The sequence below is a fragment of the Streptomyces roseifaciens genome, assembly GCF_001445655.1.
GTDB lineage: Bacteria > Actinomycetota > Actinomycetes > Streptomycetales > Streptomycetaceae > Streptomyces > Streptomyces aureoversilis.
On record NZ_LNBE01000003.1, the window covers coordinates 957,379 to 971,807 of the forward strand.

Consider the following 14,429-nt stretch of genomic DNA (forward strand, 5'->3'; position numbering starts at 1 on the left):
ACCCCTCATGCCCGCCGCCCCTTCGGAAGCCCCAGCAGCCGCTCCGCGACGATGTCCCGCTGGATCTCGTTCGTGCCCGCGTACACCGGCCCCGCCAGGGCGAAGACGAAGCCCTCCGCCCAGCCGCCGTGCGCCGGCGCGTCGCCCGCCGGGCCGGCCAGTTCGCCGTACGGGCCGAGCAGGTCGAGCGCCGTCTCGTGCAGCGCCAGGTCCAGCTCCGACCAGAACAGCTTGGTGAGGCTCGGCTCGGCCCCCCGCGGCCCGCCCGCCGCGCACGCGTACCCGTACAGCTGGTAGGCGCGGGCCCGCACCACCGCATCGGCCACCCGGTCGCGCAGCGCCGTGTCCCCGGGGTCGGCGGCCGCCCGCCACAGGGCGACCAGCCGGCGCGCGGCCGCCACGTAGCGGCCCGGGCTGCGCAGGGTGAGGCCGCGCTCGCTGCCCGCGGTGCTCATGGCGACGCGCCAGCCGTCGCCGGGCGTGCCGACGACGTCCCGGTCGGGCACGAACGCCTCGTCCAGGAAGATCTCCGCGAACGCGGGCCTGCCGTCGAGACGGCCGACCGGGCGCACCCGCACCCCCTCCGCGTCGAGCCCGAACATCGCGTAGGTCAGGCCCTCGTGGGGCCGGCCGGCGCTCGCGTGGCTGCGGAACAGCCCGAAGGCGCGGTCGGCGAACGCGGCCCGCGACGACCACGTCTTCTGCCCGCTGAGCAGCCAGCCGCCGGCCGTGCGCACCGCGACCGACCGCAGGGACGCGAGGTCCGACCCGGCCTCGGGCTCGGACCACGCCTGCGCCCACACCGTCTCCCCGCTCGCCATCGCCGGCAGGATCCGGGCCCGCTGCTCCTGCGTGCCGTGTTCGAGGAGCGTCGGGGCGAGCAGGCCGATGCCGTTCTGGGAGACGCGGGCGGGTGCGCCCGCCGCCCAGTACTCCTCCTCGAAGACCAGCCACTCCAGGAACGAACGGCCCCGGCCCCCGTACACGGCCGGCCAGGAGACGGCCGACCAGCGCCCCGCGTGCAGCGTCCGTTCCCACGCGCGGTGTTCGGCGAAGCCCTCCTCGGTCTCCAGCGAGGCGAGCGGCGTCCGGGGGACGTGGCCGGCGAGCCAGGCGCGGGCCTCCGCGCGGAAGTCCTCCTGCGCGGGCGTGAGGTCCAGGTCCATCAGGTGCCGCCCGTCCCGGCCGCCCTCGCCTTCATCGTGCGCACGTCCATCCCGGCGAGCGGGTCGGCGGCGGTCTCGGCGTTGTGCGCGTGCGCGAGGTGGTGCAGGGCGAACGCCGCGTCGAGACCGCCGTGCAGGCCCTGGAGGTCCTCGGCCTGGTTGACGGCGCGCTTGGCGAGGGCGAGGCCCATGCGGGGCATCGCGGCCACGCGCCCGGCGAGTTCATGGGTGCGGGCGGCGAGCCGCTCGCGCGGCACCACGCGGTTGACCATGCCGAGTTCGCGGGCGCGGTGCGCGCTCATCCGGTCGCCTGTGTAGAGGAGTTCCTTCGCGACGCGCGGCGGCAGCACCCAGGGGTGCGCGAAGTACTCCACGCCGGGGATGCCCATCCGGACCACCGGGTCGGCGAAGAAGGCGTCCTCGCTCGCGACGATCAGATCGCAGACCCAGGCCAGCATCAGGCCGCCCGCCACGCAGGCGCCCTGCACGGAGGCGATCAGCGGCTTGGGGATCTCGCGCCAGCGGCGGCACATGCCCAGGTACACCTCGGACTCGCGCGCGAAGCGGCTCTCCGCACCGGCCTTGTCCGAGTGGTCCCACCACAGGCCCGCCCGGCGGGGGTGCGGCAGGTGGGCGTCGCGGCCGGGCGTGCCGATGTCGTGGCCGGACGAGAAGTGATCGCCCGCGCCCGCGAGGACGATCACCTTGACCTCGTCGTCGGCCGACGCCTCGTAGAAGGCCCCGTCCAGGGCGTACGTCATCGCGGAGTTCTGGGCGTTGCGGTACGCGGGCCGGTTCATGGTGACGGTCGCGACGGGGCCGCTGCGCTCGTAGCGCACCACGGGGCCCTCGGGGTCCTGCCGGCCGTCCGTCGGCACAGGGTCAGTGGTCATCAACCATCCTTCCCTAACAAGTGTTTGGTAGGTTAACGTACGGCCATGAGCAGCGTCGAGGAGTCCACCGCTGTCCGGCCCGTCCCGCCGCCCTATCTCCCCGCCCACGAGCTGCTGTCCGGCCGCACGGCCGTCATCACGGCCGCGGCCGGGGCGGGGATCGGCTCCGCCACCGCCCGCCGGTTCCTGGAGGAGGGCGCCCGCGTGGTGCTCGGAGACCGGCACGCGCGCAGGCTGCGCGTCGCCGTCGCCGACCTGAGCGAGGAGTTCGGCGCCCGCCAGGTCGCCGGACGGCCCTGCGACGTCACCGACGAAGCGCAGGTCGCGGCCCTGTTCGAGCTGGCCGAGGAGCGGCACGGCGGCCTCGACGTCGTCGTCAACAACGCCGGTCTCGGGGGCACCGCCGAGCTCGCCGACATGACCGACGAGCAGTGGGACGCCGTCGTCGGCACCACCCTCGGCGGCACCTTCCGCTGCACCCGCGCCGCCCTGCGCCGGATGCGCGACCGGGGCACCGGCGGCGTCGTCGTCAACAACGCCTCCGTCGTGGGCTGGCGCGCCCAGCAGGGCCAGGCCCACTACGCCGCGGCCAAGGCCGGCGTCATGGCGCTCACCCGCTGCGCGGCGGTGGAGGCGGCCGCCTACGGCGTGCGCGTCAACGCCGTCGCGCCGAGCCTCGCCCTGCACCCCCACCTGGCGAAGGTCACCACGCCGGAGCTGCTGGAGGAGCTGGCCCGGCGCGAGGCGTTCGGCCGGGCCGCCGAGCCCTGGGAGGTCGCCAACGTCATCGTCTTCCTCGCCAGCGGCTACTCCTCGTACATGACCGGCGAGACGGTCTCCGTCAGCAGCCAGCGCGCGTGACCGAGAATGGAACCGTGCCGAACAGCAAGAAGACCACCACCGAGCGGCCCGCGCCCGAGCGGCGCGGAGAGCTCCTCGCGACCGCCGCCGAGGTGTTCGCCGCGCAGGGCTACAACGCCACCACCGTGCGCCGGATCGCCGAGGAGGCGGGGCTGCTGGCGGGCAGCCTCTACTACCACTTCGACTCCAAGGAGTCGATGCTGGACGAGATCCTCTCCGCCTTCCTCGACGAGCTGTGGGCCGGCTACGACGCCGTGCTCGCCGCCGGGCTCGGGCCCCGCGCGACCCTGGAGGCCCTGGTGGCCGAGTCCTTCCGGGAGATCGACCGGCACCGCCCCGCCGTCGCCATCTACCAGAAGGAGTCGCGGCACCTCGCCGGCCTGCCGCGCTTCGGCTACCTCGCCGAGTCGCAGCGCAGGTTCGAGGAGGTGTGGCTCGGCACGATCGAGCGCGGCGCGGCCGAGGGGGCCTTCCGCGCCGACCTGGACGCCCGCCTCGCCTACCGGTTCCTGCGCGACACCGTGTGGGTCGCCGCGTCCTGGTACCGGCCGGGCGGGCGGCTCCCGGCGGAGGAGATCGCCCGCCAGTATCTGTCGATGGTCCTGGACGGCATCGCCGTGCGGGAGTGACCGGTTGGAGGAGCAGCAGCCATGCCCGAGGCCTACATCGTCGGAGCGGTCCGCACCCCCGTCGGCCGGCGCGGGGGCGGGCTCTCCGCCGTCCACCCCGCCGACCTCGGCGCGCACGTCCTGCGCGCCCTGATGGCGCGCACGGGCGTCGACCCGGCCGCCGTCGAGGACGTCGTCCTCGGCTGCCTCGACGCCGTCGGCCCGCAGGCCGGGGACATCGCCCGGACGAGCTGGCTGGCCGCCGGGCTGCCCGAGGAGGTCCCCGGCGTCACCGTCGACCGGCAGTGCGGCTCCGGCCAGCAGGCCGTCCACTTCGCCGCCCAGGCCGTCCTCTCCGGCACCCAGGACCTCGTCGTCGCGGGCGGCGTCCAGAACATGTCGCAGATCCCGATCGCCTACGCCGTCCACCGCGCGGCCGTCCCGCTCGGCCTCACCGAGGGCCCCTTCGCCGGCTCGGAGGGCTGGCGGGCGCGCTACGGCGACCGGCCCGTCAGCCAGTTCCACGGGGCCGAGCTCATCGCCCGGCAGTGGGGCATCACGCGCACCGCCATGGAGGAGTACGCGCTGCGCTCGCACCGAAGGGCGGTGCGCGCCGCCGACGAGGGCCGCTTCGACCGCGAACTCGCCCCCTGCGGCGGGCTGACGGCCGACGAAGGGCCGCGCCCGGACACCTCCCCGGAGAAGATGGCCGCGCTGAAGCCGGTGGTGGAGGGCGGCCGGCTGACGGCCGCCCTCTCCTCCCAGATATCCGACGGGGCGGCGGCCCTGCTGCTCGCGAGCGAGCGCGCCGTGCGCGACCACGGGCTGACCCCGCGCGCCCGCGTCCACCACCTGTCCGTACGCGGCGAGGACCCGGTCCGCATGCTGACGGCGCCCATCCCGGCGACCGCCCACGCGCTGAAGAAGGCCGGGCTGACGATGGCGGACATCGACCTCGTCGAGATCAACGAGGCCTTCGCCTCCGTCGTCCTGGCCTGGCTGCAGGAGACCGGCGCCGACCCGGAGAAGGTCAACGTCAACGGCGGCGCCATCGCCCTGGGCCACCCCCTGGGCGCGACCGGCGCGAAGCTGATGACCACGCTCCTGCACGAACTCGAGCGCACGGGCGGCCGCTACGGCCTGCAGACGATGTGCGAGGGCGGCGGTCAGGCGAACGTGACGGTCATCGAGCGGCTGTGAGGGCTACGGGGCGGCTCCGTGCGCCGTGAGCGCCGCCAGCACCTCCTCCGCCTCCGCCATCACGCGCCCGACCAGCTCGGCGCACGTGGGCAGGTCGTCGATGACACCGGCGACCTGCCCCGAGGCCATCACCCCCACGTCCGTGCGGCCGTCCACCATCGCGGCCCGCAGCAGCACCGGCGTGTTCGCCGCCATCAGCACCTGACTCAACGTCAGCTCGCGTCCGTGGCGCATCGCCAGGCCGTCGCGCACCATCGCCGCCCAGCCGGTCCCCGACAGCGCCCGGAAAGCGGCCGCGTGCCGCAGCGACCGGACGAGCCCGCCGAGCCGCCCCGAGCGCTCCAGCCCCGCGACGAAGGGCGTGCGCAGCATTCGGTGGGGGAGGCCGTCGACCTTCGTCGTGACCGTGACGTCCCGCACCGTCGCCGCGAGGTACGCCGCTTTCACCGCGCCGGGCACCGTGCTGTCCGCGGTCAGCAGGAAGCGCGTGCCCATGGCGACCCCCGCCGCACCGAACGCCAGGGCCGCCACCAGCCCGCGCCCGTCGCGGAAGCCGCCCGCCGCGACCACTGGGATGCCCACCGCGTCCACCACCTGCGGCAGCAGGACCGACGTCGCGACCTCGCCCGTATGGCCGCCGCCCTCCGCGCCCTGCACCACTACCGCGTCCGCGCCCCAGGCCGCCACTTTCTCGGCGTGCCGCCGCGCCCCCACCGACGGGACGACGACGACCCCGGCGTCCTTCAGGCGGGCGATCAGCTCCCGGGACGGGGCGAGCGCGAACGACGCGACCCGCACGCCCTCCTCGATCAGGATGTCCACACGCTCCCGGGCGTCGCCCGCGTCCGCCCGCAGATTGACCCCGAACGGCTGCCCGGTGCGGGAGCGCACCTTCCTGATGGCGGCCCTGAGCCCGTCCGGCGTCATCGTGGCCGAGCCCAGGATGCCGAGGGCGCCCGCCTCCGCCACGGCCGACACCAGACGCGGGCCCGCCACCCAGCCCATGCCCGTCTGGACGAGCGGATGCCGTACGCCCACCAGGTCGGTCAGGGCCGTCCTCACCCCCGTACCTCCCGCGCGCGCAACCCGTCCGGGTCGATGACCTCACGGATCAGCCGCAGCTCCTCGGCGGAGGGCGGGCGGGTGCGCGGCACGTCCCGGGGGACCTCCAGGGCGAACCCGGTGGCCGCCTGCAGCTCGGCGGCCGTCACGCCGGGGTGCAGGGAGCGCACCCGCATCGTGCGGTCCGGCGTCTCGAAGTCGAGGACGGCCAGGTCGGTGACCACGCGCGGGATGCGGTGGAAGCGCGTCGCCGACGGCCCCGCGGCCGCCGCCCGGTCGTAGCCGACACCGCTGACCATGTCGACCTTCTCGACCAGGACGCGCGGGGAGTGCCGCGGGATCCAGTAACTCGTCGGGTTGTTCAGGGTGTTGGCCGGTGCCCCGCGCACGCCGAGCAGCTGCCGGTCGGGCCGGTGCCAGTCGCCGACGCAGGAGATGTTCTGGTTGCCGTGCCGGTCGAGCTGGGCCGCCCCCATCATCACGTGCCGCCGCCCGCCCGCGACCACGGCCAGGTGCCGCCGGAAGGGCAGCCACCCCTCGACGGCCCGGGGCCTGGCGCCCAGCGCGGGCACGTCGGCCATCAGCAGCGCCTCCCCGTCCGTGAGCAGCAGGTCCGGGGCGAAGGTGAGCCGCGCGAGCCGCGCACCGATCGTCGGGACCACCCCCATCGGGCTGGCCAGGACCTCCCCGTCGCCGCGCCACGCCTCCGCGCACGCCACGACGCACACCTCGGCGCGCCCGGCGCTCACGCCGCGTCCGCCGCTCACGCCGCGCCCTCGGTGAAGTCGTCGACCGCGGCGCGGTAGGCGTCCTCGTCCCCCGACAGGAAGCGGTCGGCGAACTCCCGCCAGGCCCCCGGGCCCGCCGCCGCCGCGGCGTACGCGGCCTGGAACGCCTCGTCCCGGTCGTAGTCCGGCACGCAGGAGGTGAAGTGCGCCCCGCCCGGCGCCTCGATGACGCCGTTGACGCAGCTGCGCTGCACGAGCAGCGTCTGCGGGCCGCCGCCCTCGGCGAACCCGGCGCTGTCGACCAGCCGTTCGCAGGAGACGTACGCCTCGCGCGCCGCCTCGCAGAACAGGTCGTCGAAGTACGGGTCCGGGCCCAGGTACTGGGCGTTGCCGCGCGCGTCCGCCCGGTTGAGGTGCACGAGCGCCGCGTCCAGCGTGAGCGCCGGGACGGCGACGAGCTCCTCCCCGTCCTCGTACGGCGACGTCACCGTGCGCAGACAGGGGTTGACGGTCATGACGTCCGAGCCGAGGCCCGCCCGTACCGGCAGGAACGGCAGCCGGTGCGCCGCGGCCGTCAGCCCCCACATGAACATCGCCTCGTCCAGCTCGACGAGTTCGACGTCCCCGCGCTGGCGGGCGGCGCGGAAGTGCGGTTCGAGCGGGATCGAGTCGAGCGTCGCGAAGGCCGCGACGAGCTTGCGGACCCGGCCCGCGGCCACCAGCAGGCCGACGTCCGGGCCGCCGTAGGAGACCACGGTCAGGTCGCGGACGTCCGAGCGCAGCAGGGCCCTGACGAGGGCCATCGGCTTGCGCCGGGAGCCCCAGCCGCCGATGCCGACGGTCATCCCGCTCTCCAGGTGCGCCACCGCCTCGTCGGCGGTCATCGTCTTGTCGCCGTTCACGGTTCCTCCCGCCCCTCCCGTTCCTTCCGGTCGCCGCGGCCGCCGCCGGAGCCGAACGCCTCGCGGAGGCGGTCGCCGACGCCGCACAGGCCGGCCTCGAAGGTGAAGCCCTGCTCGTAGCGGTAGCTGCGGTGCACGTCCACCGGGTCGATGCCGTTGAGCGCGGCCTTCGCCAGGCGCAGCAGCGACCCGTCCTTGGCGGCGATCTCCCCGGCCAGCTCCAGGGCGGCCACGCGGAGCCCGTCGCGCGGCACGACGCGCCAGACGGATCCGTGCCGGTGCAGCTCCTGCGCGGTGACCGTGCGCGAGGTGAAGTAGAGCGTGCGCATCAGGTGCTGCGGGACGAGCCGGGCCAGGTGCGTGGCGGCGCCGAGCGCGCCCCGGTCCAGCTCGGGCAGGCCGAACGCGGCGTCCTCGGAGGCGACGACGGCGTCGGCGTTGCCGACCAGGCCGACGCCCCCGCCCAGGCAGAAGCCGTGCACGGCGGCGATCACCGGTACCTGGCAGTCGTAGACCGCGGAGAAGGCCGCCGCGCAGGCGTGGTTGGCGCCGATCAGGGCCTCGTGGCCGGGGGAGTCCCGGATCTCCTTGAGGTCCACGCCGGCGTTGAAGCCGCGCCCGGCGGCGGTCAGCACGACACAGCGGACCGCGGGGTCGGCGCCGGCTGCGCCGACCGCTCCCGCCAGGTCGTACCAGCCCTGCACGGGCAGGGCGTTGACGGGCGGGAAGTCCACGGTGACGACGGCGACGGCCGGTTCGGGGCGTGAGGTGAAGACACTCATCGGAGGATCCGCTACCTTTCCACCAAACGTTTGTTAGGCAGCACGCTCGTTCACGGTAGCAGCGGACGACCCGCCGCGGGAGGTGGCGCGATGCCGGACGGTACGGAGGCGGGGCGGGGCGGTACGGAGGCGGGGCCGAAGCCCCAAGGGGCTCGCACCGTCGTCGTCACCGGCGGCACGCGCGGCGTGGGGGCGGGGATCGCCCGGGCCTTCCTGCGAACCGGCGCGCACGTCGTCGTCTGCGCCCGCCGCCCGCCGGACCGGCCCGTCACGGCCGCCGGGCGCACCGCCCGCCACCTGCCCGCGGACCTGCGCGACCCGGCCGCCGTCACCGCCCTCTTCGAACAGGTGGCCCACGAGTACGGGCGCCTCGACGTCCTCGTGAACAACGCGGGCGGCACGCCCTTCCGGCTGCTCGACGCGGCCGGCGCGGAACGCCACGCGCGCGTCATCGCCCTCAACCTCGTCGCACCGCTGACCGCGTCGCTCGCCGCGTACCCCCTGCTGCGCGCACGGCCGGACGGCGGCTGCATCCTGATGGTCGGCAGCGTGAGCGGCACCCGCCCCTCGCCGGGCACCGCCGCCTACGGCGCCGCCAAGGCCGGACTGCACAGCCTCGCCCGCACCATGGCCGTCGAATGGGCCCCCGCCGTCCGCGTCAACACCCTCGTCCTCGGCATGGTGCGCACCGAATCCGCACACCTCCACTACGGGGACGCCGACGGCCTCGCCGCCGTCGCCCGCACCGTGCCCGCGGGGCGGCTCGCCGAGCCCGGCGAGGTCGGCGCCGCCGCCGTCTTCCTGGCCTCCGCCGACGCCGCCCACATCACCGGCGCCGACCTGCTCGTCCACGGCGGCGGCGAACGGCCCGCCTTCCTTGCCGCCGCCACCGTCAATCACGACCACGAGGAGCCCCCGACATGACCGGAATCTGCGCCGGACGCGTCGCCGCCGTCACCGGCGCCGGCCGCGGCCTGGGCCGGGCACACGCCCTCGCCCTCGCGGCCGAAGGCGCACGGGTCGTCGTGAACGAACTGCCGGGGACCTCGGCGGGCAAGGCGAGGCGCGTCGTCGATGAGATCCGGGAGCGGGGCGGCGAAGCCGTCGTGCACAGCGGCGACGTCTCCACGGACGAAGGCGCGGCGGCCCTCGTCGCCACCGCCCTCGACGCCTACGGCCGGCTCGACACGCTCGTCAACAACGCGGGCATCCTGCGCGACCGGATGCTCGTCAACCTCGGCGAGGACGACTGGGATGCCGTCGTCGCCGTCCACCTCAAAGGCCACTTCCTGCCGCTGCGGCACGCCGCCGCGCACTGGCGGGCCGAGCACAAGGCCGGACGCACGCCGCAGGCCCGCATCGTCAACACCACGTCGGGGGCCGGGCTGCTCGGCAGCGTCGGGCAGGCCAACTACGCCGCCGCGAAGGCCGGCATCGTCGCCCTGACCCTCGTCGCCGCCGCCGAACTGGCCCGCTACGGCGTCCAGGCCAACGCCGTCGCCCCCGCCGCCCGCACCCGGATGACCGAGCGGACCTTCGCCGCGACGATGGCCGCGCCGGAACACGGCTTCGACGCCATGGCCCCCGCCAACGTCTCCCCGCTCGTGGTCTGGCTCGGCTCGGCCCACTCGGCCGGCGTCACCGGCCAGGTCTTCGCCGCGGAGGCGGGCCGCATCACCGTCATGGAGGGCTGGCACCCGGGCCCCGTCACCGACAAGGGCGACCGCTGGACCCCGAAGGAGGCGGGGGAGGCGGTCCGGGGGCTGCTGGCGGGGGCGCGGGTGCCGGGGGCGGTCTACGGAGTGGGGCATCCGGGCATGTGCGACGGCTCGTGAGGAACCCGGCTTCCCCCGCCGCCGGGGAGCCCGGCCGGGGCGGAAGCCCCGGCTACGACACCACGTCCTTCCCCCGGAAGTGGCGGAACGCCAGGGCGAACAGGACCAGCGCGTACGCCACCGACACCGCCGTCCCCTTGATCATCCCGCCCCACTCCAGCCGCGGCTGCAACGCGTCCGCCCACGCGAACTGCCAGTGCGCCGGCAGGAAGTCCCGCCAGTGGCCCAGCGCCGTCACGGCGTCCAGGACGTTGCCGACGATCGTCAGGCCGACCGCACCGCCCACCGCGCCCAGCGGCGCGTCCGTGACCGTCGACAGCCAGAACGCCAGCCCGGCCGTCACCAGCTGACCGACGAAGACGAAGGCCACGACGATCGCGAGCCGCCCCACGGCGGTGGTGCCCGGCAGCGAGCCGCCCGTCGGGATCTGCAGCGGCCCCCAGCCGTACGCGGCCGTGCCCGCCGCCAGGGCCACCACCGGCAGCAGCACCATCGCCGCCGCGCTGAACGCCAGCGCCACCGTCAGCTTGCTGACCAGCAGCCGGGTCCGCGGCACCGGTGCCGCGAGCAGGTAGCGCAGCGAGGACCAGCCGGCCTCGGACGCCACCGTGTCGCCGCAGAACAGCGCGACCGGCACCACGAGCAGGAAGCCCGCCGAGACGAACAGGCACGTCGCGGTGAAGTTCGCCCCGGAGGCCGTGGCGGTGTCGATGAGCGTCACCCGCCCGTTCCGCCCGCTCGGCTGCCCTCCGATCGCGAACGCCGCGATCAGCACGAACGGCAGGACCGCGAGCACCGCCCCGACCACCAGCGTCCGGCGCCGCCGCAGCTGCCGCATCGCCTCGACGCGCAGCGGCAGCGTGTGCCGCGCCCGGTAGCCGGGAGCGGACTCGGCCGCCTTCTCCACGTGCCCCACTGCGCTCACGACGTGCCTCCGATCAGGGTCAGGAACGCGTCCTCCAGGCGGCGGTGCGGACCCACGCTCGCCACCGGGATCTCCAGCCGGACCAGCTCGGCCAGCAGTTGCGGCGCGCTCGCGCCGTCCAGCCGGACCAGCAGGCCCTCCTCGGCCCGTACCGCCGAGGCCACCCCCGGCAGCGCGGCCACCTTGTCCGCCGTCACCTCCGACACCTCGCCCTCGATGCCGACCAGCAGCGTGTCGCCCGAGCCGACGATGTCCCCGACCGGGCCGGCGGTCACCAGCCGGCCCCGGTCCATGACGACCAGGTGCGTGCAGCTCTGCTCGACCTCGGAGAGGAGGTGGCTGGAGACGATGACGGTACGGCCGGCGGCCGCGTAGCGGATCATCACCTCGCGCATCTCCCGGATCTGCGGCGGGTCCAGCCCGTTCGTCGGTTCGTCCAGGATCAGCAGGTCCGGCAGCCCCAGCATGGCCTGGGCGATGGCGAGCCGCTGCCGCATGCCCTGCGAGTACGTGCGCACGGCGCGCTCCAGCGCCGGGCCCAGCCCCGCGATCTCCAGGGCCTCCTCGATGTGCGCGTCCCCGGCCGGCCGGCCCGTCGCCTGCCAGTACAGGTCGAGGTTGGCGCGGCCGGACAGGTGCGGCAGGAAGCCCGCGCCCTCCACGAACGCCCCGACCCGCGACAGCACGGGCGCACCCGGCCGCACCGCGTGCCCGAAGACCCGCACCTCGCCCGCGTCGGGGCGGATGAGCCCCATGAGCATGCGCAGCGTCGTGGTCTTGCCCGCGCCGTTCGGCCCCAGCAGACCGAGGACCTGCCCGCGTTCGACGCGGAAGGACAGCTCCCGCACGGCGTACCGGTCGGCGGACTTGGCGTACCGCTTGCTCAGACCGGTGATCTGCAGCGGCACTCCGGCGAGGGCCGGGTCCGGCGCCGGAGCGGTCACCCGCCGCCGCCCGGTGAGCAGCACGGCGGCCGCGACGAGCACACCGCCCAGCGGCAGGCCCCACGTCCACCAGGGCAGCGCGCCCGAAGCCGTCCGCACCTCGGGCGCCGTCGGCACGCTCAGCCCGCCCTCCAGGGAGACGGAGTACGTGGCGGGCGCGGCCGGCGAGGCGTAGCCGAGGTCGGTCGAGGCGATCACGAGCCGCATCCGGTGGCCGGACTCGAAGGTGTGGTCGATCGCCGGGAGCTTCAGCTCCACCGTCCGCCCGGCCTTGGCGTCCTCGACCCGTACCGGCGCGACGAGCTGCGCGGGCAGCACCTGCTGCCCGTTCGGGCCGACGTCGTACACCTTGGCGAACAGCACAGCTTCGCCCGTGTCGGAGGCGACCTTGACCTTCGCCGTCGGGGAGCCCGTCACCCGGACGCCCTCGGTCAGGCGCGCCGACTCGAACCGGGCGTGCTGTCCGGGGAAGTCGAGCGACAACCCCAGCCCGAACCCGGACAGCTGCGACACCGCGCCCCCGACCCCGGGCACGGCGGAGATCGCCGGGGGCGCCGCCCCCGGCGGGTTGGCGAAGGACTGCCTCCGCCCGGACAGCTCGACCGTCCGCGGGTCGTTGTGCAGACCCGGATAGCTGCTGCCGCTCGCACCGCGCAGCTGCGCCTTGCCGTCGGTGGTGTCGATCCCGCCCGTCCTGCTGACCCGGAAGGCGGGTCCGGTGGACGCGCTGTCGTCGTCCTTGAGGTAACGGTCGAACCACGCGCGCGTGCGCAGCGCCGTCCGGTCGGCCTCACCGAAGCCGGAGTCGTGGCCCCCTGCGACCCAGTCGACCGCGACGGGCGCGCCGTTGCGGCCGATCGCCCGCGCCGCCGCGTCGGACTGGTCCAGCGGGAAGAGCGAGTCGGTCTGGCCCTGGACGAGCAGCGCGGGCACCTTGATGCGGCCGGCGACCGCGGCGGGGCTGCGGCGCTCCAGCAGCTCCCGCGCCTGCGCGTCGGGCTTGCCGGCCACGGCCACCCGTTCGTACATCTCGCACAGCTGCTTCTCGAACCGCCCGCAGCCGAGCGGCCCGGAGGGAGCCGGCGGCGCGCTGCGCGGAGCCGCGGCGGCCTTGCCGCCTGCAGCGGGCCCCGGGGCCGCCGCCGAGCCGGAGGTGAAGAAGATCCCGGCCCAGAGTTTCTTGAACACCCCCTCCGGGAAGAGGGCGTCGGCGAGGTTCCAGTACGTGACCTGCGGGGCGATCGCGTCGACGCGCTTGTCGTGACCGGCCGCCAGCAGCGCGACCGCGCCGCCGTACGAGCCGCCCGCTATGCCGACCGTGGGGTCCTTGTCCCCGTCCAGCTCGACCTCGGGGCGCGCGGCGAGCCAGTCGATCAGCCGGCTCACGTCGGCGACCTCGCGGTCCGGGTCGTTCAGCCCGATCCGGCCCGTGGAGCGACCGAAGCCGCGCGCGGACCACGTGAGCACCGCGTAGCCGGAGCGCGCCAGGTCCTGGGCCTGGCCGCGCAGGTCGTCCTTGCTGCCGCCGAAGCCGTGCGCGAGCAGGACGGCGGGCCTGCGGCCCTCCCCGCCCGCGGTGAAGAACGACGTGTCGATCCGTACCGAACCGCTCGCGCCCGGCGCCTCCGGCACCGTCATGAAGCGGTCCTCGCGGTGCACGGGCGGATCGCCCCCGGCCCCGGAGGCCACGGCCCAGGTGCCGCCGCCGGCGAGCACGACGGCCGCGGCGGCGGTGGCGACGAGCCGTCGCCCGCGCAGGCGGGGAATACGCAGCTTCATGCCCGCATGCTAAGCGGAGACCTCGTCCGGCTGGGCCGGGGGCCGGATTCACCGTCCGGTCGCGGGCCGGAAGCCGCTGCCCGAGCCGCTGTCCGGAGCCGCTGTCCGGTCGCGGCGGGGCCGTCACGCCGGAGTCACTCCCCGGACGCCTCCCCCGCCTCCGCCCCCGCTTCCTTCTCCGTCTCCTGCGCCATGGCGGCCAGCTTGGTGACCGTGTTCCAGTTGCGCCCGGTGCCCGCCGTGCCCAGGCGCCGCTCCGTCAGCACCTTCGCGAGCTTCGCGTCCCGGATCCCCTCCGCGTAGTACACGTACAGCTCGCGCCCGGCCAGGACGAACTCCTCCGGCGCGTACGCCGCCGGGTCCAGGTCCGCGACGGCCGCCGGGTCGGCGGGGGCGGCCAGGAACGTCACCACGAACCGCGCGGGGTCGACATCCCGTCCGGCGAACGGATCGGCGTCAACGACGCGGCGCATGTCACCCACGTCCCGCACCATGCACGCCACCGGGAAGCCCAGCTCGCGCTCGATCGCCTGCTCGAGCCCGCGGGCCAGCTCCTCCGGGCCCGCGCTCGGGTGGGTGAACACGGCGTTGCCGCTGTTGAGATGCGTACGGACGGAGCCGCAGCCCATACCGGACAGCAGCTCCCGCAGGGTCTGCATGGGAACACGCTTCTTGCCGCCCACATTGATACCGCGCAGCAGCGCCACATACGTTGTCACACCCTCACCGTAGTGTGGACGGACA

Annotated in this window: 14 protein-coding genes; 5 read left to right on the plus strand and 9 right to left on the minus strand. The window is 75.3% G+C overall.

Features of this window, described 5'->3' with window-relative positions:
* Positions 1 to 5: 5 nt before the first annotated feature.
* The gene (locus AS857_RS10015; protein ID WP_058042764.1) at positions 6 to 1,166 is read right to left on the minus strand and encodes an acyl-CoA dehydrogenase family protein; all 1,161 of its coding nucleotides are present in this window, start codon (positions 1,164 to 1,166) and stop codon (positions 6 to 8) included.
* A complete protein-coding gene (locus AS857_RS10020; protein WP_058042765.1) occupies positions 1,166 to 2,059 on the minus strand; it encodes an enoyl-CoA hydratase in 894 nt (297 codons plus the stop codon). Before AS857_RS10020 ends, AS857_RS10015 begins: the two co-directional genes overlap by 1 nt.
* 45 nt (positions 2,060 to 2,104) lie before the next feature.
* On the opposite strand from AS857_RS10020, the gene AS857_RS10025 reads away from it, so the two are divergent.
* Genes AS857_RS10025 through AS857_RS10035 form a run of 3 tightly spaced genes read left to right on the plus strand, consistent with a single transcriptional unit; the run spans position 2,105 to position 4,728 of the window.
* Positions 2,105 to 2,920: an SDR family oxidoreductase gene (locus AS857_RS10025; protein WP_058042766.1), complete on the plus strand. Its 816-nt coding sequence runs from the start codon at positions 2,105 to 2,107 to the stop codon at positions 2,918 to 2,920.
* Between the two features lie 14 nt (positions 2,921 to 2,934).
* On the plus strand, positions 2,935 to 3,549 hold the full coding sequence (locus tag AS857_RS10030; protein WP_058044043.1) for a TetR/AcrR family transcriptional regulator: 615 nt from the start codon (positions 2,935 to 2,937) through the stop codon (positions 3,547 to 3,549).
* A gap of 21 nt (positions 3,550 to 3,570) precedes the next feature.
* Entirely contained in the window at positions 3,571 to 4,728 is a 1,158-nt protein-coding gene (locus AS857_RS10035; RefSeq protein WP_058042767.1) for an acetyl-CoA C-acetyltransferase, read from the plus strand.
* Positions 4,729 to 4,731: 3 nt separating this feature from the next.
* Here AS857_RS10035 and AS857_RS10040 read toward each other — a convergent pair whose 3' ends face one another.
* Genes AS857_RS10040 through AS857_RS10055 form a run of 4 tightly spaced genes read right to left on the minus strand, consistent with a single transcriptional unit; the run spans position 4,732 to position 8,202 of the window.
* The gene (locus AS857_RS10040) at positions 4,732 to 5,790 is read right to left on the minus strand and encodes an NAD(P)H-dependent flavin oxidoreductase (RefSeq protein WP_058042768.1); all 1,059 of its coding nucleotides are present in this window, start codon (positions 5,788 to 5,790) and stop codon (positions 4,732 to 4,734) included.
* Positions 5,787 to 6,557: a CoA-transferase subunit beta gene (locus tag AS857_RS10045; RefSeq protein ID WP_058042769.1), complete on the minus strand. Its 771-nt coding sequence runs from the start codon at positions 6,555 to 6,557 to the stop codon at positions 5,787 to 5,789. The genes AS857_RS10040 and AS857_RS10045 overlap by 4 nt, the downstream gene beginning before the upstream one ends.
* The gene (locus AS857_RS10050) at positions 6,554 to 7,402 is read right to left on the minus strand and encodes a CoA transferase subunit A (protein ID WP_058044044.1); all 849 of its coding nucleotides are present in this window, start codon (positions 7,400 to 7,402) and stop codon (positions 6,554 to 6,556) included. Before AS857_RS10050 ends, AS857_RS10045 begins: the two co-directional genes overlap by 4 nt.
* A 14-nt stretch (positions 7,403 to 7,416) precedes the next feature.
* A complete protein-coding gene (locus AS857_RS10055) occupies positions 7,417 to 8,202 on the minus strand; it encodes an enoyl-CoA hydratase family protein (RefSeq protein ID WP_058042770.1) in 786 nt (261 codons plus the stop codon).
* 90 nt (positions 8,203 to 8,292) lie between these two features.
* Between AS857_RS10055 and AS857_RS10060 the strand changes: the two genes are divergently transcribed.
* Together AS857_RS10060 and AS857_RS10065 are read left to right on the plus strand one after the other, a co-directional pair.
* Entirely contained in the window at positions 8,293 to 9,126 is an 834-nt protein-coding gene (locus AS857_RS10060; RefSeq protein WP_079110211.1) for an SDR family oxidoreductase, read from the plus strand.
* Positions 9,123 to 10,037, plus strand: coding sequence for an SDR family oxidoreductase (locus AS857_RS10065; RefSeq protein ID WP_058042771.1), 915 nt, complete (start codon positions 9,123 to 9,125; stop codon positions 10,035 to 10,037). The genes AS857_RS10060 and AS857_RS10065 overlap by 4 nt, the downstream gene beginning before the upstream one ends.
* A 52-nt stretch (positions 10,038 to 10,089) precedes the next feature.
* On the opposite strand, the gene AS857_RS10070 is transcribed toward AS857_RS10065, so the two are convergent.
* From AS857_RS10070 to AS857_RS10080, 3 genes are all read right to left on the minus strand, one after another.
* Positions 10,090 to 10,953 carry an ABC transporter permease gene (locus AS857_RS10070; RefSeq protein ID WP_058042772.1) on the minus strand — a complete coding sequence of 288 codons (864 nt, stop codon included), beginning with the start codon at positions 10,951 to 10,953 and terminating at the stop codon, positions 10,090 to 10,092.
* A gap of 5 nt (positions 10,954 to 10,958) precedes the next feature.
* Positions 10,959 to 13,685, minus strand: a complete 2,727-nt coding sequence (locus tag AS857_RS10075; RefSeq protein WP_058042773.1) for an alpha/beta fold hydrolase — start codon at positions 13,683 to 13,685, stop codon at positions 10,959 to 10,961.
* Between the two features lie 134 nt (positions 13,686 to 13,819).
* Positions 13,820 to 14,404, minus strand: coding sequence for a DUF1697 domain-containing protein (locus AS857_RS10080; protein WP_063804218.1), 585 nt, complete (start codon positions 14,402 to 14,404; stop codon positions 13,820 to 13,822).
* Positions 14,405 to 14,429 lie beyond the last annotated feature (25 nt).

Coding starts and splice junctions, on each gene's coding strand:
- AS857_RS10015 (WP_058042764.1), bottom strand. CDS start 1,166: ATGGACCTGGACCTCACGCCCGCGCAGGAGGACTTCCGCGCGGAGGCC.
- AS857_RS10020 (WP_058042765.1), bottom strand. CDS start 2,059: ATGACCACTGACCCTGTGCCGACGGACGGCCGGCAGGACCCCGAGGGC.
- AS857_RS10025 (WP_058042766.1), top strand. CDS start 2,105: ATGAGCAGCGTCGAGGAGTCCACCGCTGTCCGGCCCGTCCCGCCGCCC.
- AS857_RS10035 (WP_058042767.1), top strand. CDS start 3,571: ATGCCCGAGGCCTACATCGTCGGAGCGGTCCGCACCCCCGTCGGCCGG.
- AS857_RS10050 (WP_058044044.1), bottom strand. CDS start 7,402: ATGACCGCCGACGAGGCGGTGGCGCACCTGGAGAGCGGGATGACCGTC.
- AS857_RS10055 (WP_058042770.1), bottom strand. CDS start 8,202: ATGAGTGTCTTCACCTCACGCCCCGAACCGGCCGTCGCCGTCGTCACC.
- AS857_RS10060 (WP_079110211.1), top strand. CDS start 8,293: ATGCCGGACGGTACGGAGGCGGGGCGGGGCGGTACGGAGGCGGGGCCG.
- AS857_RS10065 (WP_058042771.1), top strand. CDS start 9,123: ATGACCGGAATCTGCGCCGGACGCGTCGCCGCCGTCACCGGCGCCGGC.
- AS857_RS10075 (WP_058042773.1), bottom strand. CDS start 13,685: ATGAAGCTGCGTATTCCCCGCCTGCGCGGGCGACGGCTCGTCGCCACC.